At 40.8% G+C, this 24,011-nt stretch carries 16 protein-coding genes and 1 tRNA gene; 5 read left to right on the top strand and 12 right to left on the bottom strand.

What is annotated here, in order from left to right; translation table 11 throughout:
• Nucleotides 1-47 precede the first annotated feature (47 nt).
• Nucleotides 48-1,724, top strand: a complete 1,677-nt coding sequence (locus ACM0OS_RS01580) for a hypothetical protein (protein ID WP_414541396.1) — start codon at nucleotides 48-50, stop codon at nucleotides 1,722-1,724.
• Nucleotides 1,725-1,751: 27 nt separating this feature from the next.
• On the opposite strand, the gene ACM0OS_RS01575 is transcribed toward ACM0OS_RS01580, so the two are convergent.
• Nucleotides 1,752-2,840 carry a RuBisCO accumulation factor 1 gene (locus tag ACM0OS_RS01575; protein WP_414541395.1) on the bottom strand — a complete coding sequence of 363 codons (1,089 nt, stop codon included), beginning with the start codon at nucleotides 2,838-2,840 and terminating at the stop codon, nucleotides 1,752-1,754.
• 295 nt (nucleotides 2,841-3,135) lie between these two features.
• On the opposite strand from ACM0OS_RS01575, the gene ACM0OS_RS01570 reads away from it, so the two are divergent.
• The 3 genes from ACM0OS_RS01570 to ACM0OS_RS01560 all read left to right on the top strand — a co-directional run bounded on the left by ACM0OS_RS01570 (nucleotide 3,136) and on the right by ACM0OS_RS01560 (nucleotide 6,528).
• On the top strand, nucleotides 3,136-4,092 hold the full coding sequence (locus tag ACM0OS_RS01570) for a response regulator (protein ID WP_414541394.1): 957 nt from the start codon (nucleotides 3,136-3,138) through the stop codon (nucleotides 4,090-4,092).
• Between the two features lie 341 nt (nucleotides 4,093-4,433).
• On the top strand, nucleotides 4,434-5,126 hold the full coding sequence (gene ubiE / locus ACM0OS_RS01565) for a bifunctional demethylmenaquinone methyltransferase/2-methoxy-6-polyprenyl-1,4-benzoquinol methylase UbiE (protein WP_414541393.1): 693 nt from the start codon (nucleotides 4,434-4,436) through the stop codon (nucleotides 5,124-5,126).
• 154 nt (nucleotides 5,127-5,280) lie between these two features.
• The gene (locus ACM0OS_RS01560) at nucleotides 5,281-6,528 is read left to right on the top strand and encodes a DUF445 domain-containing protein (protein WP_414541392.1); all 1,248 of its coding nucleotides are present in this window, start codon (nucleotides 5,281-5,283) and stop codon (nucleotides 6,526-6,528) included.
• A 118-nt stretch (nucleotides 6,529-6,646) separates the two neighbouring features.
• Here ACM0OS_RS01560 and ACM0OS_RS01555 read toward each other — a convergent pair.
• The 9 genes from ACM0OS_RS01555 to ACM0OS_RS01515 form a co-directional block, all read right to left on the bottom strand.
• Nucleotides 6,647-6,720: transfer RNA gene (locus tag ACM0OS_RS01555), tRNA-Met, on the bottom strand.
• Nucleotides 6,721-6,980: 260 nt separating this feature from the next.
• Nucleotides 6,981-9,329, bottom strand: a complete 2,349-nt coding sequence (locus ACM0OS_RS01550; protein WP_414541391.1) for a peptidoglycan DD-metalloendopeptidase family protein — start codon at nucleotides 9,327-9,329, stop codon at nucleotides 6,981-6,983.
• A gap of 798 nt (nucleotides 9,330-10,127) precedes the next feature.
• A complete protein-coding gene (locus ACM0OS_RS01545; RefSeq protein WP_414541390.1) occupies nucleotides 10,128-10,589 on the bottom strand; it encodes a tRNA (cytidine(34)-2'-O)-methyltransferase in 462 nt (153 codons plus the stop codon).
• A gap of 324 nt (nucleotides 10,590-10,913) precedes the next feature.
• On the bottom strand, nucleotides 10,914-12,053 hold the full coding sequence (gene gshA / locus ACM0OS_RS01540) for a glutamate--cysteine ligase (RefSeq protein ID WP_414541389.1): 1,140 nt from the start codon (nucleotides 12,051-12,053) through the stop codon (nucleotides 10,914-10,916).
• Between the two features lie 290 nt (nucleotides 12,054-12,343).
• Entirely contained in the window at nucleotides 12,344-12,604 is a 261-nt protein-coding gene (locus ACM0OS_RS01535) for a type II toxin-antitoxin system VapC family toxin (protein ID WP_414541388.1), read from the bottom strand.
• A 35-nt stretch (nucleotides 12,605-12,639) separates the two neighbouring features.
• Nucleotides 12,640-12,990 carry a hypothetical protein gene (locus ACM0OS_RS01530; protein ID WP_414541387.1) on the bottom strand — a complete coding sequence of 117 codons (351 nt, stop codon included), beginning with the start codon at nucleotides 12,988-12,990 and terminating at the stop codon, nucleotides 12,640-12,642.
• Between the two features lie 53 nt (nucleotides 12,991-13,043).
• Nucleotides 13,044-14,597 (bottom strand): hypothetical protein, encoded by a 1,554-nt coding sequence (locus ACM0OS_RS01525; RefSeq protein WP_414541386.1) that lies wholly within the window; start codon nucleotides 14,595-14,597, stop codon nucleotides 13,044-13,046.
• Nucleotides 14,560-18,777, bottom strand: coding sequence for an AAA domain-containing protein (locus ACM0OS_RS01520; protein WP_414541385.1), 4,218 nt, complete (start codon nucleotides 18,775-18,777; stop codon nucleotides 14,560-14,562). Before ACM0OS_RS01520 ends, ACM0OS_RS01525 begins: the two co-directional genes overlap by 38 nt.
• Nucleotides 18,778-18,955: 178 nt before the next feature.
• Nucleotides 18,956-19,873 carry a histone deacetylase gene (locus ACM0OS_RS01515; protein ID WP_414541384.1) on the bottom strand — a complete coding sequence of 306 codons (918 nt, stop codon included), beginning with the start codon at nucleotides 19,871-19,873 and terminating at the stop codon, nucleotides 18,956-18,958.
• A gap of 155 nt (nucleotides 19,874-20,028) precedes the next feature.
• Here ACM0OS_RS01515 and ACM0OS_RS01510 point away from each other — a divergent pair, with 155 nt between their 5' ends.
• On the top strand, nucleotides 20,029-21,045 hold the full coding sequence (locus tag ACM0OS_RS01510) for a mechanosensitive ion channel family protein (RefSeq protein ID WP_414541407.1): 1,017 nt from the start codon (nucleotides 20,029-20,031) through the stop codon (nucleotides 21,043-21,045).
• 168 nt (nucleotides 21,046-21,213) lie between these two features.
• On the opposite strand, the gene ACM0OS_RS01505 is transcribed toward ACM0OS_RS01510, so the two are convergent.
• Both ACM0OS_RS01505 and nrdJ read right to left on the bottom strand, forming a co-directional pair.
• Nucleotides 21,214-21,432: a hypothetical protein gene (locus ACM0OS_RS01505; protein ID WP_414541383.1), complete on the bottom strand. Its 219-nt coding sequence runs from the start codon at nucleotides 21,430-21,432 to the stop codon at nucleotides 21,214-21,216.
• Nucleotides 21,433-21,639: 207 nt separating this feature from the next.
• Complete coding sequence (nrdJ, locus tag ACM0OS_RS01500; protein ID WP_414541406.1) at nucleotides 21,640-23,967, bottom strand: ribonucleoside-triphosphate reductase, adenosylcobalamin-dependent; 2,328 nt, start codon at nucleotides 23,965-23,967, stop codon at nucleotides 21,640-21,642.
• Nucleotides 23,968-24,011: the final 44 nt, after the last annotated feature.

Here is a 24,011-nt window from a genome sequence, read left to right as displayed (position 1 = left end):
TTATATTTTTTTTGTGGATATCCCCTAGGATTGCGAATAACTAAATAATGACAAATATTAAACGGTATTTACATTATCTGGGTTTAGCTGGGGCGATGGCCCTTGGTGCTGTTTTGCGATTTTGGCATCTAGATTTAAAACCACTGTGGATGGATGAGGTCATTACAGCTATTTTTAGTCTAGGCAAAAGTTATTACGATTTGCCTTTGGATACAGCGTTACCACTTGCTAGAGTACCAGAAATTTTTACTTACCAGTCGGGGGTTAGCTGTTCTCAAATTGCTGCAAATCTGGCTAATCAGTCTACCCATCCGCCGCTATTTTTTTGCGGGATGTACAGTTGGTTAGGGTGGCTGAGTCCTTTGGGTGCAGAGTGGGTGGAAAAATTGCGATCGCTACCAGCTTTATTTGGTGTCGGAGCGATCGCCGCAATTTATGGTGTCAATCGCATCGCCTTCTCTGGCGCTTCTGGAATCATGGCAGCATTAATCATGGCTGTTTCTCCTTTTGCTGTTTACCTTTCCCAAGAAGCAAGGCACTATACAATGCCTATGTTTCTGATAACGTTAGCATTATTGGGACTCATCCAAATTCAAAAGGATATTTTTGAGCAGCAACACTTGAGAGTTTGGGTTTGGGTTTTATGGGCTATTATTAATAGCATTGGTATTTATGTACATTACTTTTTTATTCTGGCTTTTATTGCTGAAGTTACTACAATTTTTGCATTAATTTATTGGTATAATCCTAAACTCAACAAATCTCTAATTTGCTTGGCTTTGATTTTGTCCACTAGTGGAGTTATTATTAGTTTGCTTCCCTGGATAATAGTCTTTATTAGTCATTTTCAAAGTTCCGAAACTAATTGGTTACCTGCTACTATCCACATAGCACCCATATATCAAACTTTGATTAGTTGGGTGTTAATGTTAATTGCTTTACCTGTGGAAAATCAGCCTTTAGTAATTACCATTATCTGTGGTTTGCTGATGGTGGGTTTTGCTATATGGGTAGGATGGCACGGTTGCAAAAAAATAAAAATTTTATGGTTAAATAATCAGACTCATTTAGCAATATTCACACTTTTAAGTTTTACAATTCTTATATTGATCCAATTTTTTACTATTGCTTATTTATTAGGTAAAGATATTACTGTTGTTCCCCGCTACAATTTTGTTTACTATCCCAGTTTTTGTGCTTTGCTAGCAGCCAGTTTTAGCAACAGTAAAAATTCCAAGTTTATTATTTTACTTGTGGGTATTCTCAGTTGTGTTTTTGTAGTTTCTAACCTAGTGTTTCAAAAACCCTTCCAGCCTGAACAAGTTGCCCAAAATATGAATTTAGAACCTTCTGTTCCCCTGATGCTAGTAGTGGGATACAGCAATTATCAGGATGTTGCATTAGGGTTAAGTTTTGCTTTAGCCTTAGAAAAACTCAGGAGTCATACAAGTACAGAAGTTCCAGTTAGTTTTTATAACTCTGATAGCTTGGCTATTTTAAATCAACGTCCTGATTTATCCCTTTTTTGGCAAAAATTAGCCGAAATACCCACACCAGAAGCATCTCAGCTAAATTTATGGATAGTTGCTCCAGGACTGAGAAGACGAGATTATCCCCCGCAAGTAGCTATTTTTGGGAAAGAAACTTGTAACATAGACACCGCCCAGCACTATCGCATAGGTGTTCCCTATCAGCTTTATCGGTGCAACAAGATTAAAGCTTAGTTTTTTAATTTCCCAGTCCCCAGTCAACTATTCATCAATTTGCCAAGCATCCTTGCTAATTTCTTCATCAAAGATTTTCTTAGGACGCACAATCACCGCAATTCGCCCTAGTAGGGGAATTTCTGGATCAGTTTCAAACCACTGAAATTCTAATTCACCACCTTGATCAACTACGAAGTAGCTAGAGTCATGCCATTGTCTATCGGCACGATCTACAACTACTAGGACTGGTGTAGATATAGTGTTTGTTTGATTGGGGAGGCGATCGCTATTACACAAAATAGCTACTGGATCTTCTGCATTCAATAATACTTGCCATCCTGGTAATGGTACCCATGCTTGTTCACCAGCAAACTTAACCATAGCAAATGGCTGAATCGTTTCTACAAAGGGTACACCTTGCAAGTCTTGCGGTGTTAATGGTAACTCTCCTACCACTGGCACGATGCGTGGTACTTCGTCTTCCGACTCAAATCGATAAAAAGGCAGAATGGGAGCCGGGCGCTGGGAGACTACCGTAAAATCTATTAATAATTGTTCAATTTGTTTTCTGGCTGTGGGTGTATGGGCAAATTTTAAGCCTTTGGCAATCAGGCGCGATCGCTCTTGTAAATCTGTATATTGCCGTGCTAATTTCCACGCTTGGTAAGCCACAGCATCACCAGGGTGGGCAGAAAATCCAGTTGGTAAATTTCGCAAGCGAGAAAAATCTTTAATGGCTTTGGCTACTTCCCTTGCTTCATCTACATCAAGTTTGTGGACAAAAGTCAATTCAGCCGCCGCTGCGCGTTCTTCTTGGGTGAGCAAGCGCAGTTCATACAAAACATCACTACCGCGTGTAGTAAAGTGCGATCGCGCGGCTTCTGATGCCCCACCTTTTTCTAAAGAATTATAAACTTGGGAACCAACAATTACCTGATTTTGTTGAATTGGCTCAAATCCAGTTTCCTCAAAAATTTCCTGGGGATTGTAACCGGCTTTTTGTAGGGAAGCGATCGCCATTCCCCATTCTACCCAGGTGCCTTGTTTTTGCCTTAGTTTTTTGAGTAACTCTGGAATGACGACATCGTTAGTAGCATTTTCAGGATTTTGAGCATTGGGAGGTAGATTAGTCATAATTCTGGGGTGGGAGCTTCAACTTGAGAGGGTGATTTCCTCGTCAGCAAATCTTATTGTAATCTTTAACCGTTGACTATCCCTACACTCTACCGCCGAACAAAAATATGAGTTATGAATAATACTTACAAGTAAGGTATAAAAACTAAGAATATAGGACAAAAAAGCTAAACATCTATTAAAGTCAAGCAATTTGAAATTACATTCGTACATTTACGCAAGGCTTGACGGCTATTCTCAAATAACCTGGGTATGGAATATAACAAAATTAATCAATATTGATAGGAATTATCTCATGGATAATCCCATTGCGGAAACTCATACAAGTCATCGTCAATTATCTAATTTAGAAAGACCAAAAAAACTCAAAATTTTGGTAGTTGATGATGAGCCAGATAATCTTGATTTGCTATATCGCACTTTTCGGCGGGACTTTAATGTCCTCAAAGCCGATAGTGGCGTTAACGCTCTCGAAGTATTGGCAGCAGAAGGGGAAGTGGCGGTAATCATTTCCGATCAACGAATGCCAGAAATGAAAGGAACTGAGTTTCTCAGCAAAACTGTACCTCAGTTTCCGGATACTGTCAGAATTATCCTCACCGGGTTTACTGATATTGAAGACTTGGTAGAGGCAATTAATGCCGGACAAGTCTACAAATATATCACCAAGCCTTGGGACCCAGGTGAACTCAAAGCAGTAGTACAGAGGGCCGCAGAAACTTACGACTTACTCAAGCAACGAACAGAAGAATTACGCCGGGCTAATGCTCAAATGGCGTTGTTGACTGTTTTGGTGCAGGTAACACAAGCAGCTCATAGTTTAGAGGAAACTCTCACACCCATTGCTACGGTATTTAGTGAAAGTTTTGCCGTAGATAGTTGTATTTTGCAGCTAGTTGAGGGAAATAAGCTGTCGCCAACCCAAGGTGGTTATTGTCGTGCGGGTGCTATCAAAAACTGGCTAGATCAAGATCCACTGACAAGTGAAGCGATCGCCACTGGGCAAATGCAAGTTTCCTTAAATGTAGCCAAAGATGCCAAACTGGCTGATGTAGCTCATTATCAAGATACTAGTACACAAGCACATTTAGTTATTCCTATCATCTACCGCAATCATATGTTAGGCGTGTTGTCCCTTCAGTGGCAACAATCTTGCTCGTTGCGAGAAGATGAATTGAATTTAATTCGCTTATCTACAGAACTAGTAGCGATCGCTCTTACTAGTAATCGCTGCGAACCAGTAGCAGTTTAGTTGCTTATGGGATTGCCATGAACTATGGGGGAGAGACTGAGGCTAGGAGCTAGGGTACTCTTGATCTGAAAACTGCTGTAGTTTCCAAAATTTAGGGACATCTAAAAATTAAATTACACTCAATTCCTGCATCCAATACAACTATCAGATTTATTCTCCCCCTGTTTCCCCTGCTCCCCACAGCGATTGATACTTTGATTTCTGCAAGCCGCACACTCGTGACTTCTAGTCATGCGAGGTTCTATATTTGCAAGTCCCTAACTTGAGTGTCTTTTTATTTGGCACAGGTTTGGCTATGCTGGACTGGGTGATCAACTTCTTAAAATGCGAATCAGCCACACATGAATCAAGAAATTCGTGATATTTTCAACCGGATTGCTCCAGTTTATGACCAATTAAATAATTTCTTGAGTCTGGGACAACATCGTATATGGAAGGAAATGACAGTCAAATGGAGCGCAGCCAAACCGGGAGATAATTGCATCGATTTATGTTGTGGGAGTGGTGATTTAGCTTTGTGTTTGGCACGTCGTGTCGGAGTAAAAGGACATGTGCATGGTGTGGATTTCTCCCCAAACCTTTTAGCCGCAGCTCAAGAACGCTCCCAAAAGCAATATCCTCACCCTCCTATTTCTTGGATAGAAGCTGACGTACTCAATTTACCCTGCGATGACAACCAATTTGATGCGGCGACGATGGGCTATGGGTTAAGAAACGTTACAGATATTCCCCGTAGCCTGCAAGAATTACATCGCGTCCTCAAGCCTGGTGCTAAAGCGGCAATTTTAGACTTTCATCGTCCCGACAATCAGCAAATTCGCGCTTTTCAGCAATGGTATTTGGATCATATAGTCGTACCAATTGCCCAGAATATGGGTGTAAAAGAAGAATACGCTTACATCAGTCCCAGCCTAGATCGTTTCCCCACAGGGAAAGAACAAGTAGAGTTAGCCCGCCAAGTTGGTTTTACGTCAGTCACACACTATCCCATTGCGAACGGTATGATGGGAGTGCTGGTACTATCTAAATTTTAGATTTGAGATGGAAAATGTGAGTTTGAAGGCTGGAAATGGGCAAATGCTCCAATCCTCAATTCAAAATCTAACATCCATCCAGAAAAGTCTCCTAGGAGTGGCTTACCTTCCTAAGAACTTTTGAAAAAATCCCAAATCCCAAATCCAAAATCCTGTGGATTCGTCTTCACTCTGGTTTTATGTATTACCCCCGGTGCTGGGTGGGGTTATCGGCTATTTCACGAATGATATAGCCATCAAAATGTTGTTTCGTCCCTACCGAGCAATTTATATTGGTGGACGAAGAATACCATTCACTCCTGGATTGATTCCTCGCAATCAGGAACGTCTGGCTAAGAATATTTCCAACACAATTATGGGGTCATTGTTGACTCCAGGGGAATTGCAAAATCTGGCGCGGCGCTTGTTACAAACAGAACGCGTACAGTCAGCAATTCTGTGGTTATTGCGAATGGCTGTAGAACAAATCAAGGCAGATAAAAACCAAAAAAGCGCCAAAATTGTGGCGGGGATTTTGCGTGATTTGTTAGGAGAATCATTACCACGTCTACTAAAAGTTTTAGCCCGGCGGGAAGATTTTCTCGAAGCACAGATCAATCAAATTTTTGACCAAGTGTTGCTGGAATTGCAACTAACTGACGAACAAGCGACACGTTTGGCTGATTGGCTATTGCAGGTGGTTTTACCACCAGATGTATTACGGCAGATAATTATAGATTTTTTAACCGATCGCACGATTCAAACTATTGATGAAAGCTTTCGGGAAAAAACTAGTGGTACTTATTGGGTAGTAGCAAATTTATTTGGCTTACGGAATACTCTGACGCGGTTGCGAACTTTTTGCTTGGACGAAAAAGATGCTACCAATGGGCGTTTAAAGGAATTAGTCGAAGTCTTACAGATGCGCGATCGCCTGAAGCGAGTATTGGTAAATTTATCACTCCAAAATTTGCCAGTGGGTACTGTCAGACAACTCCGCAAAACTACACGTGAAAGTGTCCGCCATTATATACAAACGAGTGGTGGCGATTTACTCCAAGGATTAACAGATTCCGTGAACTGGGACAATATTGCTACACTCTTACTGAATCGTTTGAGTTCTTCACCTGTAGTTAGTTCTTCCTTGGAAGTGGTGAGTCAAGAATTAGCCCAAATTTTAGAACGGTATCTAGAAAAAGATTTAGAAAATATTGTCGCCCAGGTAATCCCGATTTTATCCATAGATCAAGTGATTATTGACCGTGTGAAATCCACTTCACCTGCTGATTTGGAAAACGCCATTGAGGGAATTGTCAAAAATGAATTGCAGGCAATTGTCACTTTGGGCGGTGTGTTAGGTTTTATCGTCGGTTTGTTCCAGGTAGCATTTTTCGTCTTGAGTCAATCTACATTGCCCTTGTAATTCATAACTTGATCTGCGCTGAATCAGCTACAATTCAACCAGCAGAATGGATAAATATGAAGATACAGACATATATATGTATTGCTTCTCAAAGGCTGGAGAGATGCTTTACTAAAAATGGCTCAGGTCGGATTTGAACCAACGACCCCAGGCTTATGAGTCCCGTGCTCTAACCAACTGAGCTACTGAGCCATGCGTTTTAATCGTTTCCTAGCATAGCATACGAATTTGGTGATGGCTAGTCTTTGGCTTGATTAAATTTCAGGTAGTGCTTCTGGCAAGATATCTACGGTGTATACACAAATCAGAAAATATCAATCCCGTTTGTTTTTAACTGGAGTGCTTGTGTTATGAACTTTAGTCCTAATGGTGATAGAAAGCAAAAGAGGGAGTCTAGCTCCCTCAATCAAAAAGACAATTATTTAGTTGACTAGTTGAGAACAGGTAAAGAATTACAGACGTTCTGCTGGTAATAGGGCAATGGGGTTAACGGCTCCCTTGCCTGATGCATGGATTTCAAAGTGGGTGTGTGGCCCTGTGCTGAAACCAGTGCTACCCATTTCGGCAATTTGTTGCCCTTGAGTCACCTCTTGACCTACACGTACTAAGGTGCGGTTATTGTGGGCATAGCGAGTCATACTGCCGTCAGCATGGCGAATATCGACAAGGATGCCGTAACCACCTCGGTTCCAACCAGATGTTTCCACCACACCATCAGCGGCTGCGTAAATTGGTGTGCCAACGCCGTTAGCAATATCAATGCCTCTGTGCATTCTGCCCCAGCGCGGTCCATAGCCGGAAGTCAATACACCCTTGGCAGGCCACATGAAATCTGTAGAAGCGGTTGAAGGGGGTGGTGTAGTTGCATCAATTGGTCTAGGTAAGTATTGGTCTACTGCTGCCAAAGGTGGTAGCTGTTGACGCATTTGTGGAGAAACTGTAGTTCCCCGTAAGTTTCCTAGATTGTCAGAGTTAACAGCACTGGTGGGAGGTGTTGCAATTCTGGTAGGTGATGCATTGGAGGGTTGAGCAGTTCTTTGGTTCCGCACGAACTCTGGATTGACTGGCTCGTTAGCGCGAGTCGCACGCAACTGAGAATTTACAGGTTGATTACCAACACCAGGTAACATCGGGCTGGGAACAGGAATTGATATTGCTGCACTGTTCTGTGATGAAACAGGTTGAGATGCTGCAAAATTATTCGGTGTCGCCACAGGAATGGGTATAGAAACATTCTCGTTGACAGCCGGTGCTGATGCCACTGCATTGCCAGATTGTTGGGTGCGGTATTTTTCCCTTAATTTTTCAATGTCCGCATGTAAGCTGCGAATACCTTCGTTATCTTGAGTATTTGCCGCTTGCTCAGCTGCTTGTCTCGACTGCTGAATTTCGGCAAAAACTGTCGGTACTGGGGTATCACCACCAATGCCATTAGTGCCAGTACTGGTAGATTCTACTGTTGGTGCGATCGCAGTATTTACCTGTATCTGGTTATTGGCAGTGACTGGTGTAGGGATATTGACACTGCTGTTATTGGCAAAGACTGGCAAGGGTAACTGTGATGCAGCAATCGGCGGATTGGGATTCAAGTTGTTACTAGCGTAGTTAACTACCATCGGCGTACTGCCAGAATTTACGCTAGGGGTGTTAACAACTACTGGTATCTGAGCCACACTAGGACGATTAGCCCCAGTAGCAGGAATCATCAGTCTTTGGCTGATTTTTAATTGATCCGGATTGCTAAGATTATTTGCCCTGACTAGTTCTGACACTGAAGTGTTGTATCTACTAGCAATGGCCGCTAGTGTATCTCCAGGTTTAACTTCGTAGGCTGTAGTCACCGATGATGCCACAATTTGTGGTGTAGCTGGCACAGGAATTGTGACTGCTTGTGACTGCGGGGCTATTGTTTGTGGTGTTTGCTTTAACCTCGATATAAGACTTTCTGTACTGTCGTTGCTCAAGGTTGACGACTCTTCTGCTGCCGTATTAACAACGCTAGGTGGTAGCGTGTTTTCTATGGTTTGCGGCTGCGCCAACGCTATCTCAGCTTTTGATAAATTTTGGGTCTCCTCAGACCGCAACTCCGCCAGACTTTTTCTTAAACGGTTCGATTTTTCTTGTAAGCGATTTAGTGCAAACTCTTGTTGCGCCTTTAGTTGAGCATCAACTTCACCATTGGCAACTGGGCTTTCTTGTGCCTGGGTTTCTGGTTGAGCGTTTAGGTATGCAGTTTGGCCATCAGTGATGCTATTGTCACTAGACAGTTCTTTTTCTGTCTCCTCTAGCTTGTTTCCTGTTGGCAATTCCTGCAACACTGGTGATTGTTGCCAGGAAGTTTTGTTCGCTGCTGTTTTAGTAGAAAAATTATCTAAAGTGCGAACTGGCACAGACATTCCACCCGCGGCAACTTGCCATTTAGCTTCAAGCCCTGGCAACTGTGAAATTGCTGTAGGTTCCACGATGACAGGATTTTCTGGCACACTGGCTAATGAGACTATGGAAGTCGCCAGCTTTGTGGAAGCAAATTTCACCTCACTATCAGGAGCAGCTGGAGTAGTTGAGGCTGCCTTTTGGCTGCCTACAGGCGCTGCTGCTTGGGCTTGATCGCTTTGTCGAGTCACCAAAAGGCTGGTTGCTCCCATTGAGATTGCCAAGCCAATCATGGCGGCTTGAGTCCCCACCCGGCGGTTGACCTTGGGATTAGCTACATTTAGGTTTAGGTGTTCTACTGGGGCATCATCACCGCTGGGGGTATTTTTCAGCACAGCCTTTTCTCTTTTTTTCAATGCTCGTTTCAAAGACGACCTCCTATGATCACTAGCGCTTAACTGATCTCGATTTTTTCAGTCGGATACTAGTCAATGATTTAGATCACATCGAACGATAGATCAAGATCACATTCACCAGAGATACTTACGCAAGATTAACTTGCTTCTCTGATTTAGACAAGTTCACACATGGAACGCAAAACTTAAAATTGCTGTGCTTACTTGTCCACTCAACTCCTACACACCCTAGAACGTTTGCTCTTGTTCAGTTATCTTCGCCGATTTTGCTGTACTAGCTGGGACTGGAGAATAATTATATATTTACCAAGTCCCATGTTGCTGTTCAGGAATATGTCGGCTGTGAACTCTGGAAAAGCTATGCCCTTTGCTGTAGATATCTTCAAGGTTTTTCTACCTGATCCGTCTTCTCAAAAGGAGACTTTACGTTGATTATTCCCTAAAAGACAACCGTACAAACTTCCAAGCACTTTTGTCCTCCTGGAAAATACCTATTCAGCCAAAATAGCGCAAATGCTTGAGAAGAAAAGGTTTCACCTCTTTTTGGCTCTATTTAGAGACACACCAAATTCACCAAAATCTATCATTTAAATTCGGTATCCTCGCAGATTAGTTATAGAAATTTCTTATATGAACTCACTAGTTATGGTGAGTACTGATGGCAAAAAAGACGATTTTTTTGTTTTTTTAGTATAAAAAAACACTACAAAATGTTAAATAAATAAACTCCTCATTTTGCATAAATCCTATTATTAGGTTGATAGCACAAAATAAATTAAATAAACATACTTAATTTACCCTGTGCTTTAACTACAGCAAGTAACCAAGTTGGCGACGAGCTTCAAACAAACTTACTGCCACACTTACCGAAAGATTCAAGCTGCGAACCTGAGGCTCGGCCATAGGAATATAGACAGTAGCATCACAAGTTGAAAGAATTGTGGATGGTAAGCCAGTAGTTTCACTGCCAAAAAGCAACCAATCATCGGCTTGAAATTGAAACCTGGCGTAATTAAAATTGCCTCTGACTGTGAAACCTAAACTTCTACCTCCACGCTCTTGATGTATAGCCTTAAAGGCTTCTAGGGATTCGTGATAGTGCAGTTTAACGTAGGGCCAGTAATCTAAACCAGCTCGTTTGAGGTAGCGATCGCTAATTTCAAAACCCAATGGAGCTACTAAATGTAATTCTGTACCTGTCGCTGCACAAGTACGCGCAATATTACCTGTATTGGGAGGGATTTGCGGATAAACTAAAACGACCTGAGGCATTGTCCGTATATCAGTAAGACGTAATATTTTATACTTTAGACATAAATAGTCTACCAAAAGATAGAGACAATCTATAGGTTTTGTTAATAATTATCAAACTACACCTATAGATTAGATTTTTAAAACGGAATATAAACACTCTAATAACTTGATTTCAAAATACTATTGGCTAAAAACTAGTCAATAATATTTGTTTGTAGAGAAAATAATTTTAGGCATCTCCCGAAACATCTATCTTCGGATGTACTTTTCCGGAAAGACACATATTTTTTCCCTACTGTTGCTGTTAACTCAGCAATTGGTGATGGATTTACTTGCCTGTCCCTAAGTAGTTAGGGTAGAACACAATTTGTTTTCTAATTCGACTTCGCATTCTTGAGTAGCAATGATCGCCTGAGTAATCACCCGCTGAGAGTCAACACCCACTGAGTGCAGTTGTAACCACTGCTGGGCTTCGTTACCTTCGCGGAGGATTTTATGCAGGGGAGAAAGGAAGCAGCTAAAACCATGTTGTTTAGCGATCGCCCAAACTTCTGCATACAGTTCAGCAATCCAGTCTCTGGCTAGGATAGTTCTGCCGTCTTGCCAATGGGTGAGTTGGGCATCAAGACTAGCAGTAGCGGCGGCGGCTTCATTTTTGGCGGTGAGAGAAATGAGTTCTTCGGGGGAGAAGGTACTTTGAGTTAAAGGATCGAGGTCTGGGTTATCGATTAATTGCAATATGCGCGCTTCTAGGAGGGCTGTAATGGCTAGTAAGGCGATGGGATCGGTAACTAAGTCACAAATTCGCAATTCTAGGCGATTCAGGTCATGAGGACGGTTATCGCCATTGGGTCGTACGGAAGTCCATAGATGCCGCACGTTTTGCATGGTTCCCGCCGCTATCTGTTCTTCCACCCATTGAATATGATGGGCGTGGCTAGCAAATAAGGGGACATTAGTGGGTGTTTGGGGAAACACACCCCAACGGGTAGAGTGATAGCCAGTAGCTTTGCTATCTATAAAGGGAGATGAGGCGCTGAGGGCGAGAAATAAAGGTGCTTCTAAGCGAATCAATCGACAAGCCCGCATGAGTATTTCTGGATCACTGATGCCGATGTTGATATGAACGCTGGCGGTAACGACTTTGGTGCCGTACGTGTTTTCTATATAGTCATGATAGGGGTTATCGGGGTTGGAACGAAAGAAGCGATCGCTCCCACCTAAAGATAGGGTACTGCCGGGAATGAGGGTGTAGTTGCCTAAAGTCTGGAGGTATTTTCGCAATGTCCGCCGGGGACGCAGCAAGGCACACAATATATTTTCGTAGTTACTCAATGGCGGGGTGATGTATTCTACGTTGCGGCTATCTGGTTCCCGTACAAATCCATCCAAAGATGCGACAATTTTGTCAGAGAGACCCACGATTTCGCCTTGAGGCGTGCCAGTATACATCTCAATCTCAAAGCCTTTTAATAGCACCACTTTCGTTTTCCTCGCCTCTCCTAATTTAAAAATTGTATCTAATTAGACGAATTTTCGCATCCGCGTTTGACTTAACTTAAAGTTAAGAATCAAATAAATCTGGGTTACAGAGATTGTTGTCCCATGTTGTTCTGCTTGAAGATGTCGGGGTTGCTGTCAGAGTCAATTAGGGCGATCGTTTGTCAATTATCTATCTCCCAGTCTTCAATCAGCAACTTCTTAACGCGCTTAAACTCTCTGGTGTTATGGGTGACAAGGGTTAAGTTATTTGTCAGTGCGATGGCAGCAATTTATAAATCATATGCTCCAATTGGAGTACCTAATGCTTCTAATTGAGAGCGAATAATTCCAAATGTCATTGCTGCTATATCTTCAAAGGTTAGTGATATAAATTGAGATAAAAATTCTTGCTGTAAGCTAAGATTACATTCTGCATTGGCACTTTTCATTGCACCATAAAAAAGTTCAGCTTTGACGATTGAGCAAACAGCAATATCTTTAGTTACAGTGGATTCTAGCTTTTGCTTTAAGGTGGAATTTTTACCACGCATATAGATAATACACGTGTTAGTATCTAGCAGGAATTTCACAGGATGGGTTCGCGTTCTTGTTGTTGTCCTTGGGAATGGCGAAAGAATGTTTCGTCTTGGATACATCCATAAAATTGAGGAAGAGGATATTCTAAGGTTTCGGTTTGGGTTTCTGCTTGTAGGGACTCAATCAGGGTTTTTAGCAGTGCATAGCCCCGGCTAATGTCTAATTCTTTAGTAAATTCAGCTAAGGGGGATTGACTGAGAATTTCTGAGAGTTTGCTTGGTTGGTCTGGGTGGGTGGTGGTATTCTGTGCGGTGAGACTTTGGGCAAGGAGTTGAATAATATATAGTTTATCGTTGGGCGAAAGCTGAAGAAGTTGTTGTTCGAGTTCTTGAATAGCCATGATGGGGTTAAGTGAAGGATAATTTTATTCTACTTTCAGCTAATCTGTGGAACTCATTTTAAATCAGTTGGTAATCTTGGCGATTTTAAGTTGCGGAGTATGATATTTCGCCACTCCGGGGAAAGTTCTAGCCAGTTGTGGCTTTCTATATACTTTAATGCTGTATCTTCCATTCCCAGCGCACCCCATACGCACAGAGGTTCTATGGCTAGTTGAGAATCACGGTTTTCTACAGCATGATTCCAGAGTTTTTCTGCTTGGCTTTGCAAGCGATGAACCAGAAATTGATATGCTTCCTCGACTTGCTGGGGAATTTTCATTTGATAAACTGACTCACCTGTTGGTAGAAGTTCACCACGATAATCAAGGTAGTTATGAAATCCCCAAAGATAAGTTTTTTGATCAACTATGATTTCTTTAATATGAGAATCGCCCAAGTATAAAAGCTGTACACCTGGTAAATTATCAACAGTTTTGATATTACGAAGTTTTACTGCTATTTCTGATGATATTAATTCCTGTTCTGGCGAAATTCCATAGCCAATGATAATCCAAACGCCACGGTTAGCTAATTTTTGTAGCAAATTCAAAAATTCTGGCTCAACTACAGTCTGATTCAACCAAGGCAAATAAATGAGAATTTGATTTGTGGCTGCATTTAAAATTTCTAAGCAGGTGGTAGCAATTTGTCCATCGCGTAACTGTACAGCATTTTGATTAATTTTGGCGAGTCTAGCTGCTATTTCTACATTTTTATGTTTTAAAGCTGATTCGCGTTCAAAATCGATAGCTTCATTTGATGATTTACATAACGCCGACAAAGATATTTTATTTTTAGCTTGCAATGAATCTAGCCATTTGGCAGCAGACTGAATTTGCTTTCCACCTCTAATTTGGATACTGATTTTATCTGCCAATGGGTCAAAAATTACAAATAGAGATATTTTTTTCCAAATTGTTTTCGTGGGAGATACTACTTTACAGCCGGTGACAATTTTCCCTGCTTCTGGTGTATGAAAATCTAAATCTGAAGATTGCATACTTTGTTGAATTTCTGCAAGAGAAAAGGAAGCTATATCGGGAATTTTTTGAGAGATTTTAATAAATTCTGCTAAATCAGGTAACTTTACCAGTACATCGCTTAATGGTTCTGATTGAAAGCTGAGGTTTCCGCCTAAAGAATCGGCAATAGCATAAATTTGTACAGATTGTGGTGGCTGGGGTACAGACTCTTTTTCATAAAAGGAACGCCCTTCATCTGTGACTGTAATTGGTGATGTTGATGATAGAGTTTGTAACGTTTTCAGATTTGCAGCGGTACGGCGGACAAATATAGGATCAAGTGCCAAGATAGATGCTAATTCATCTTCTGTTAGTGGAGGATCAAATTCCAAACCAGCGCGGATGATAAATTCTTCAAGTACGTTAAATTCATGCGGTTCTTTAATGGATATTTCGACAGTTGTTTGATGTAAACTATAGCGAAATTGGCGTGCTGATAAAACCAATAAATTAGGCTTTTTTATTTCAATCTCTTCTACTACATTTTTCAGTTTATCGTCAATAGGTTTAGCTGAAAAGGCGTGAAATATCAACGAAACCTCCATGACTACTAACAGTATTGGCCACTTCTGAATACATACTGCCGACTTTACCACCTTGACGGGTGAATAAATCGTGACAACCGACAATTACTAGTAGTTCTTGGGCGCGAGAAAATGCCACGTTTACCCGTTCTGGTTTTTTGGCAAATCCCACATCTCCTTGATTATTATTACGCACCATACTGACAATCACAACTGGGCGTTCCATACCCTGAAATCTATCAACTGTACCAGTACGAATTTCCAATGAAGGGAAAAGTTCAGATTGTAAACGTTCATCAATTTTTCGCAATTGGGCGCCATAAAAGGTAATTACTGCTATTTGTTTTTTTTCTTCCCCATTGGCAACCCTAGCACTCCAAGTTTTCTCAAAGTGTTGACACAAACGTTCTATGACATCAATTTCTTGTATGTTAACGAAGGAAGTACCTTCACGCTGTTCTTGAAATTGATTTTCTAAGGGCATTTTTACCCAAATTAGATGATGTTCTGGTTGAATTATGTCATCTACTAAATTATGGGCGCGTTTGGTATCTGGCTCTAATAATCCACATTTTAGTTTACCATCATAAAATTGATTAATTGCCCCCATAATAAAAGGGTGCATTCGATATTGAGTAGTTAGCATTTGTTTGATGCTATTATCAGCAGCTTCAAACTGAATTTTAAATAGTGATTCTTCTAAAAATTGCAATTGGAATTTTGTACTACCAAGTGATTGGGCCACTTCTTCTACGGTGCTAGTATCAAGCATGGGTGGTAGTTGTCGATGATCACCTACCATGACTAATTTTTTACCTTTTAAAGCTGGGATGAGTAACTCTGGTGGAGTACACTTACTAACTTCATCAATAATCACCACATCAAAGGCTGTAAATTCTTGGGAGAAATTGTAATTTGCGGCTTGTACACAAGTGATACCCACTACGTTAGCATTATCTAGATAAATGCGTCTTAAATCATTGCGATCGCGCTCTGATGGGTTTTTGACTTTTTTAATCCAATCTTCGGTAAAATGTTGATATCTCTGGAGATAAGTTTCTTCTTGAGTAAGTTGGTTTTGCCAAGAATTAAACTGTGTTTGAAGGCTGCGGATAAAGTCCAAATTCAACAAGTCTGGATCTCTATTTTCCGGCTGAAATCTTTCAGGTATGGCTTGCCAAAACGACTGTAACCAATTTCTAGCTAAAATTAAATCATCTGATGCCTGTATCTGGTTTTGTTTCTCTAATTTAGTTAGTTGGGTTTGAATTTTTTTAAGTTGCTTTTTAGCAAGTGTATTTTCTTCTATTAGATTACTTAGGTGTTCATCTAGCGATTTTTTGATAATTTCTAATATAGTAAAAGGCTCTAGCGATAAAATTAAACTTTCCAAATTACTGCTAGCACTTTGCCAAGTATTTACTTTTGTGACAAAGTCTTGTGTATGTTGCCAAATGTTTGATTGTGTTGTCAGATATTCTGCAACTAAAGCACGTAATTTTTCCGGGACATTTTGTTGTTGGTTAAGTAATTGCAAAATCTCAATAACTCGCTCAAGTTTTAAATTGGCTGCTGCAATTTGCGCTTGATTGGCGGATGTTTGTTGTTGGTTAACTATCTGACTTTGAACTTCATTTAATTGCTGTTGTAGATACTGAAGCTGTTGTTCTGTTTGGCTTTTAATTCTAGCAACGCATTGGCGGGCATTTGTCAAGATTGTTTCTAATAATTCTTGAGTAATCTGTTTTAGAGTAAAGTCAATATTATCTAATTCCCAGGCTTTACCATACATTTTTTGCATTCTCAGCAAAAACAATTGGGTATTTTCTACTAGCAGCTTTCGTTGATTGGGGTTAAGTAGCTGATAATTATTGAACTCTTCATATATCTTACGCCATTGGGTGCGATCGCTCGCTGATAACACCATCGGTATTTGACTAAAATTTTGCTCTAAAAAGTAACTAAAATTATGCTGTTTACCTTGTCTATCAACAAACCCACCATCAGCTTCATAAGTTAAAGCTTTTTTTAAAGCTTCCCAATCTGGTAGGTTAATTTGATATTTTTTGGGAACTAGAGATAATTTTAATTGATTAGCAAACAGCAACAACCCCAGTGGTAATTGCACCGTTTCTTCTGTTAAAGGTGTCCCGGATTGCTGGCAGTCTTTGATTATTTGATATAATTCCAAAGGTGCTGTAGATTTCCATTCTTTAACTGCTTCAATCAGATAATCAATTTCTCGTTTGCGGTTTTGCCAACCTTGAATTGTTTGTTGTAGGCTGTGTTGTTGGGCTAGTAATTGTTGGTCATCTATTTGTGTTTGCTTTAATTTAGTCGAACTTTGTTGAATAACCTCTAGCGCCGCCGTAAGTTCTGACATAGCGATAATTGCATTTTGGGCATAAACAAATGCTGTACTATATTCAGAAATCTCTGTGGCTACTGTTTCACGCAACCAAACTGCTAAACCAAATGCACCATAAGCCGGACGAACTAAGCCTAATTCATCTGTATACTTAATAGCTTGGCGAACATTGGTTAAAAAAGTTTGGATTAAACTATTATTTTGTGTATATGGCTGGAGTTGTGGTAATACCTCGGCAACTTCTGGAGATTCCCAATTAACATGGGGTGCAGACTTGAGTAAATGATTTAAACCGGAAAGCAAAGATGCAATTTCATCTTTTTTAGCTAAAGTTTCCTGATAAGTTGTTTCTTGATGTTTTAAGTTTTCTGCTATTACTTCTTTATTTTTATTAAATTCACTTTGTTGCTGATGTAAGTCTTCTTCAAGTTGCAAATAAGCTGTAAATCTTGGTAATGATGTCAACAATTCGCGGATAATTTGCACATTTTCTTGGCGTTTCGCCAAACTATTTTCGCAGTCAGCCGCAGTATTTTCTAACCATCTCCCAATAACTTGGTCTTCTAAAAAAGGTTGTCCTTCCTCCCCGACTCTTTCAGCGCGTCCCTTACGTACAGCCCGGATGACTGGGTTGTGAACTAAGCGACTGAGGGCATTATCAACAGCTAAATTGGCTTGAGAGGCTATGAGAGTGCGTCCACCCCGCAGGGCGATTTGATAACAAATTTCAGCAATTACGGTGGTTTTCCCCGTACCAGGCGGCCCTTGGATGAGAATTAAATCTTCCGATGCTAATACTTTTTCTACGGCTGCTTTTTGTCCAGCATTGGCAGAAGATAATAATAAATCCTCGGCTTTCAACGTTACGGTTTTGTGATTGCGCCTGGCTTGGGAAGCGTCAAATAAGAAGTTACCTAAATAGGGATTTTGTGTGTATCCTTGCCTTAATTGTTCTAATGCTTCTTTTTTGCGGCGAACCTGTTGAATATCACCGGCTGCATCAAAAAATAAGAATCCCTTCGCTGGTATTTGATAACGTTTAGTAGCAATATATTCAGCTAATTCTCGTTCTAATTTTACTTTAATTAAGCAACGTTTAGCATCAAATTTATCAATTGAACCAAGTTTTGGAATTTTAAAAGTATTGTTTCCTAGAGGTAAAGTTTCACAAAGTTTTACATCTTCGTTAGTTGACTTTTTTACCCGTTCCCAAAAGTTATTTACCTGCAAATAATTTTCTTCAGAACCATCTATGGTGGCTGATTTAATATCAATTTCTAAGATAATTTGCCTGGGATTTGAACCATAATCATAACCGACAAAAGCTACACAAAATTGTCGAGCTTTAGCAATGTTTTCCTCAACTTGTAAAAATGCCTTCCAAGCTTTTAGCTGATCTTCTGTAGGGACATGATCTCCACATACTGGCATATCTGTGATATATGCCCATGTTGCTGATGGAATGCCAATACGTTGAGGTAATAGACGCAAGCGACAGGGTACAGCATAACCATCGGCGCGTCCCCGTGGTAGCTGTAATAATCGAGTAGATAATATTTTTAACCCACCATATCCATCTTGTTGAACAGCGGCTTTGAGTCCTAAAGTTTTGCCTTGCTTTTCTAGTTTAGTGGGTAAGGTAAAATCATCTCTATCTGTTGCTATTGTTAATTCCCAAATTTCTTCCGCTGGATGTTTCCCTGGGCCTTGACGACGTACATAGAAAATACAAGGTTGATCACCCAACAAATCAAGCATCTCATCATTAGCCGCAGATCCGACACATTTATAACCCCATTTTTCTAAATTAATTTTATTTGGAAAAGTCGGCATTGATAATCTTGAATCTCCTCATGTTGGGTTAAATGATTAATCCAAAATAATTTAATAATTGGGAATAAAAAATAAAAAAATAGAAATGAACACTAATAGATACATAATTTAGATTATCCCAAATTTGGAGATAAAATTACCTTGCTCCCATGAAAAAATCATAACTTTAATCTTTAACTCATAGCCGATACTGCTGATAAACCTGACTAGCAGCGCGATGTACTAGGGAATGTCGCCAGACGAGAGACTGCATATCATCGGCGTAACCGCCACCAATGACGCAAGCAACGGGATAACCTGCACCTACACAAGTGCTTAAAACCTGCATTTCCCGCCGAAAAATTCCGGTATCCGTCACGGCTAATTTACCCAAGCGATCGCCTACATGAATATCAACACCTGCGTCGTATAATACTAAATCTGGCTGCACCTGAGATAATAAATCTGGTAAATAATGGGCCAAAGTCTGTAAATAAGTATCGTCTTCCATACCCACAGCTAGGGGTACATCCAAATCGCTGGTTTGTTTCGTACCAGGAAAATTAACTTCGCAGTGCATGGAGAAGGTGAAAACACTCTCATCATCTTGAAATATAAAAGCCGTACCATCCCCTTGATGCACATCTAAATCCACAATTAGAACTTTTTGCACCAACCCCAATTTCTGTAAAACGCGACAGGCGATCGCTAAATCATTGAAAATACAAAAACCAGAACCATAACTAGGAAACGCATGATGTGTACCACCAGCTGTATTACAAGCTAAACCTTGACTAAGTGCTAGCTGGGCAGTAAGTATTGTACCACCAACCGCTACACAGGTACGATTAGCTAGGGCTGGACTCCAAGGCAAACCAATACGACGCTGTGCTTTGGGTTCTAGTGTTCCCTCACAGTAAGCTTGAACGTAATCTGGGGTATGAACTAACTCTATCAACTCCAGAGGCGGGCGTTTAGGGATGTGAAATTGTGATGTTTGCGCCACACCATCAGCCAACAGCAATTCATATAGTTGTCGAAACTTGGACATGGGGAAGCGATGCCCTGTAGGCAGAGGCGCAATATAATCTGGGTGGTAAATAATTGGCAGTTCCATGATTCTTATTTTGAACCATAGTCTGACACCAATTACTAAAGAGTTGAGATTAGGGAGCAGGCAGGCAACTAAACAAGGTAAAATCTAGCAATCATGGCGTTGCTATGGCAGATATCCCAAGTTTTTCCTTGAAAATCTAAAATTTCAAATTGATGATGCAGCAGTGGATTGTACCAGTCGTATTTATTCTAGTTGGCTTGCTAGCTGGGTTAATTGGGGAAAAAGTCATCTTTAAAAAACTGAGAAAATTTGTTACAGAAAAACAGATACCAGGGAGTGAAGTAATATTTCCCGCCTTAAACCGCATGACATTTCTGTGGTTCGTGCTGGCTGGTTTCTTTGGGGCAATTGTCTATTCTTCTGTTAACATCAGCAATGATTTTAAAATCCTGCTGCAAAAAATCATCACCATTATTTTTCTATATTCAGTCACCTTGGTTTTAGCAAGACTGGCTGCTGGTTTCGTGAATATATTTATTCGCAGAAAAGAAGGAGTACCCGCATCACTAATTTCTAATTTAGCAAAAATTGCTGTTTTAACTTTAGGCACACTTATACTTTTACAAACTGTAGGTGTAGAAGTTACACCAATAGTCACTACTTTAGGAGTTGGTGGTTTAGCCGTTGGTTTGGCCCTACAAGATACACTGGCAAATTTATTTTCTGGTTTTTATCTAATTATTTCTAAGCAAGTCAGAACTGGAGATTACTTAAAATTAGATGGTGGTTATGAAGGTTACGTCACAGATATTAATTGGCGAAATACAACCATCAAAGAATTTTCTAATAATGTAATTATTGTACCCAATTCGCGGCTATCTTCGGCAATTTTTACTAATTATCATCTACCAGTTAAGGCAATTACTTTAACACTAGATGTAGGTGTTAGTTATGATTCAGATTTAGAATATGTAGAAAAAGTGACTGTAGAAGTCGCCAAAGATGTCATGCAAGAAATTGCACCCCAATTAATCGAAATTGAACCCAATATTCGATTTCATACTTTTAATGATTTTAGTATAGATTTTAGACTGTATATGCGAGTCAATGAATATTTTGACCAGCGAATTGCTAAACATTTATTTATTAAGAAATTGCATAAGCGCTATCAGGAAGAAGGAATTGAAATTCCCTTTCCTATCAGAGATATTTATGTACAAAATAAAGCCTAGTGCCGCTGCGCGGAAGTCAAAAGTCAAAAAGTCTATTCTAAGAACTGTAGTGAACTGACACAGTTAAAATATTTTATTAACGTGAGTTCGATGACATATCCCCAACCCCTCTCCGACGCGGAAAGGGGCTTAAATATATTGAAATATCAACGAAAATTAGTCAACATTTCAATCAATTGAAATTTGCTGAGGCCCGGTAGCTTTACCGTTATGCATTTCAACCGTTGAGGAAGTGTAACCAGTGGAGTAGATTTGTTTATCCAGCCAGCTTTTAACAGGATCATCCTTGAGGTTGAGTCGCAACACACCAGAGAAAAACCCACCCATAAATGAAATGGGGTGCTTGGTCATCTGTTGAAATATTGGTGATAATTCATCAATGAACATATTTTAAGAATCTCCTGGTATTGTCATAAAAAATTATCAGTTCTTAACTGATCGTAACTTAGGTTGGAAGTAGGGAATAAAAAGGGACAAGGGGACAAGGCAATAGGGAAAATGTTGGTCATAGCTAGAAGTCTTTCCCCCCTGCTCCCGTCCACTGAGCGTAGCCGAAGTGCTGCCCCCTGCCTCCCTGCTTCTTCTCCCTACTTCCTAATTAGTCGGCTGTTGGTCGGGAAACATGCACTTATCAGAATCACAGCCACTAGGGCCTGCTTCTGTCAACTCACCGGAATCATAGCGGCTGAGGACTGCACAGAAGTCGTCTGTTTGCCGTCGCGCTTTCACTTCTTCACTTAAAAGCTCATAAGTAGCTTTGTCTATTGGCTCAAAGGGTAAACGGGGGAATGATTGCAGGTCATCAAAACGGGCTAAAAGTGCTGCGGAGATATATCCCTCGTCATTTTGAATGGTTTCGTAAATTTTATGTCCTAAGGCTTCAACTTCCTCAGAACGCAATTCTAAGGTGGCTGATGTATTATGTGTTACATAGAAGCGTTGAACTTGCAGGACAAAATCGAATTGAGCTAACACAGAGAACTGAGAAACATCAATTTGATCAGCGCCTGGTACATCAGCCCAAGGTACAGCAACGGGGATTTCTACCAGCCATTCACTGACGCGGGGATCGAAGGGATCATTTAATAAATTACCCTGTTCGTCTTTGTCAGATTGGGAGGGAATGACGTTGTAACCGTAGTCTATACAAGCTAAGGCTACTGGGTCATTTTTCCCGAAGGTAATGCGGCGAATAAATCTCTGGGCTTTGGGGGGATGCCATCCCGAACTAGCACCAGTTAAGAGAGATTTGGTGCCACTGGGTTGGACTGTAGTACAGCGATTAGGTCGTTTAATATTGTGGCGATCGCAATATTCCCACACAACTCGATGTACTGTATCTTTCCAGAAGCTGAGATATTTTGCTTCTTCGCGCTTAAAGGCTAATCCTTGGGGGGTTTCGGGTCTGCCTTCTTCCCACCAACGCAGCCAGTCCACGCCAAAAGCATGAACAAAGAAATCAAATAACCCGGTAAATGAAACTCCGACAATGGGGTCTAGTTCCCGGCTTTCTTGGTAGCGGGGTTCTAAAAATTGATGGTTTAAAAGTGCTGCTACCGATAGCGCCCCGGCGGTGAAAGCTGACTCTTGTTCTTTATAGTTATGTGGATCAATTTGATTTAAGTGAATTTCTGATAAATTACAGTGAAAATTGCTACCTATAATTTCTCCGCAAGGGTTCAGACCGTAACGACCTAAACGATGCTCTAGCTCATTAGCATCAAGCTCTGGATGGCGTTCTTGTAACCATTGCTTGGCTGTTCCTTGTTCATAAGCTTTCAAGAAATCAACTTTTAAGGCGTGTGTTGTGAGTAAATCACAGTTTGCTCTGGCTACAGCTTCACCCGCCCATTGAATCGCACCTTCGCCACTATAATATTGTTTACGTACAGCTTCTATAGATTCTTCTAATGTGGGCTTGCGGTGAAATACTCTGGTATGATTTGCCATCCGTAAAGCATCACGCTCTGGGTCAATACGCCAGTTGCCATTTTCGTCTTGCTGCCATAAATTATCTTTGGCTGTGGCTCCTAGTTGATCGTCAGCAGTGAACTGACGCATACCCGCGCTTCTTCTAATATTGCCGGCAACAATTGTTACAGCAGCCTGATCAATTAACAAACAGCATTCTACTGAATTTAATTGTCGTCCTACTGCTTTATTAAGAATCGATGCACAATTTTGATACAGTGCGGGTAACTTGACGGGATTGGCAACTCCGCCAAAGCCATTGAGAGTTTCTCCGGCTGTCCGGACATCACTGATATTAACTATTACTTGTACTTCCCCAGAAAATCTTTCATCTGTGGAGAGTTGCAACAAGCTTTTATAAGATTCCACCCAACCTTCTCGGCTATCTCCCACGTGGATAGCGACGCTGTTACCTTCTATATGGGTTTCCGTATATTCACGACGTTGTTCTTTCGGCGTGCTACCAATTTGTCCCTCTACTGTAACATTTAGGTAATTGCGGATGGGAGGCAACTGATTAATATATTGGGGTTCAATGATGGCTCCAGTACCACAGCCCATCATGGCCAAATCCATCATCAATCCAAATGCACTCCAGTCTTGCAGGTTGGTGGAGGTGCAATTATAAGCCCCAGAAAAATTCTTTTGTTTAGCTATCCAATCGGTACCGCCTACCCATAACCAGCGTCCACTAGGTAAAGCTTTGAGGTTACGTTGCATGTCCTCTAGGATGGCAATTTCGGCTGGGGTGAGCTTGCCTAATTCTATAATGCCTTGGAGGGTGCGATCGCATACTTCATCCCATGTTTCCCTTAATCCTGCTTTTGTCCTACGGCTGTAGGTTCTGAAAAATACCGGATTGGCAGCCGGGGCTGTTTCAGGAAACTCTGCACTCTGACGTTTTCTTTCTAACTCTCGAACCATAAATCCAGTCTTGTTGCTTGCTAACAGATTATGACTATACGCTAACTAGATTGAGGATTAAAGATTGTCAA

The organism is Nostoc sp. CCY0012, from assembly GCF_963920855.1.
Lineage (GTDB): Bacteria > Cyanobacteriota > Cyanobacteriia > Cyanobacteriales > Nostocaceae > Cyanocohniella.
The sequence above is the reverse complement of the archived record's forward strand: the minus strand, read 5'-3'. Positions and strand labels throughout refer to the sequence as shown.

Excerpts from the sequence above, each read along its gene's own strand:
- ACM0OS_RS01580 (WP_414541396.1), top strand. The coding sequence starts at position 48 with ATGACAAATATTAAACGGTATTTACATTATCTGGGTTTAGCTGGGGCG.
- ACM0OS_RS01575 (WP_414541395.1), bottom strand. The coding sequence starts at position 2,840 with ATGACTAATCTACCTCCCAATGCTCAAAATCCTGAAAATGCTACTAAC.
- ACM0OS_RS01570 (WP_414541394.1), top strand. The coding sequence starts at position 3,136 with ATGGATAATCCCATTGCGGAAACTCATACAAGTCATCGTCAATTATCT.
- ubiE (WP_414541393.1), top strand. The coding sequence starts at position 4,434 with ATGAATCAAGAAATTCGTGATATTTTCAACCGGATTGCTCCAGTTTAT.
- ACM0OS_RS01545 (WP_414541390.1), bottom strand. The coding sequence starts at position 10,589 with ATGCCTCAGGTCGTTTTAGTTTATCCGCAAATCCCTCCCAATACAGGT.
- ACM0OS_RS01535 (WP_414541388.1), bottom strand. The coding sequence starts at position 12,604 with ATGCGTGGTAAAAATTCCACCTTAAAGCAAAAGCTAGAATCCACTGTA.
- ACM0OS_RS01530 (WP_414541387.1), bottom strand. The coding sequence starts at position 12,990 with ATGGCTATTCAAGAACTCGAACAACAACTTCTTCAGCTTTCGCCCAAC.
- ACM0OS_RS01525 (WP_414541386.1), bottom strand. The coding sequence starts at position 14,597 with ATGGAGGTTTCGTTGATATTTCACGCCTTTTCAGCTAAACCTATTGAC.
- ACM0OS_RS01520 (WP_414541385.1), bottom strand. The coding sequence starts at position 18,777 with ATGCCGACTTTTCCAAATAAAATTAATTTAGAAAAATGGGGTTATAAA.
- ACM0OS_RS01515 (WP_414541384.1), bottom strand. The coding sequence starts at position 19,873 with ATGGAACTGCCAATTATTTACCACCCAGATTATATTGCGCCTCTGCCT.
- ACM0OS_RS01510 (WP_414541407.1), top strand. The coding sequence starts at position 20,029 with ATGCAGCAGTGGATTGTACCAGTCGTATTTATTCTAGTTGGCTTGCTA.
- ACM0OS_RS01505 (WP_414541383.1), bottom strand. The coding sequence starts at position 21,432 with ATGTTCATTGATGAATTATCACCAATATTTCAACAGATGACCAAGCAC.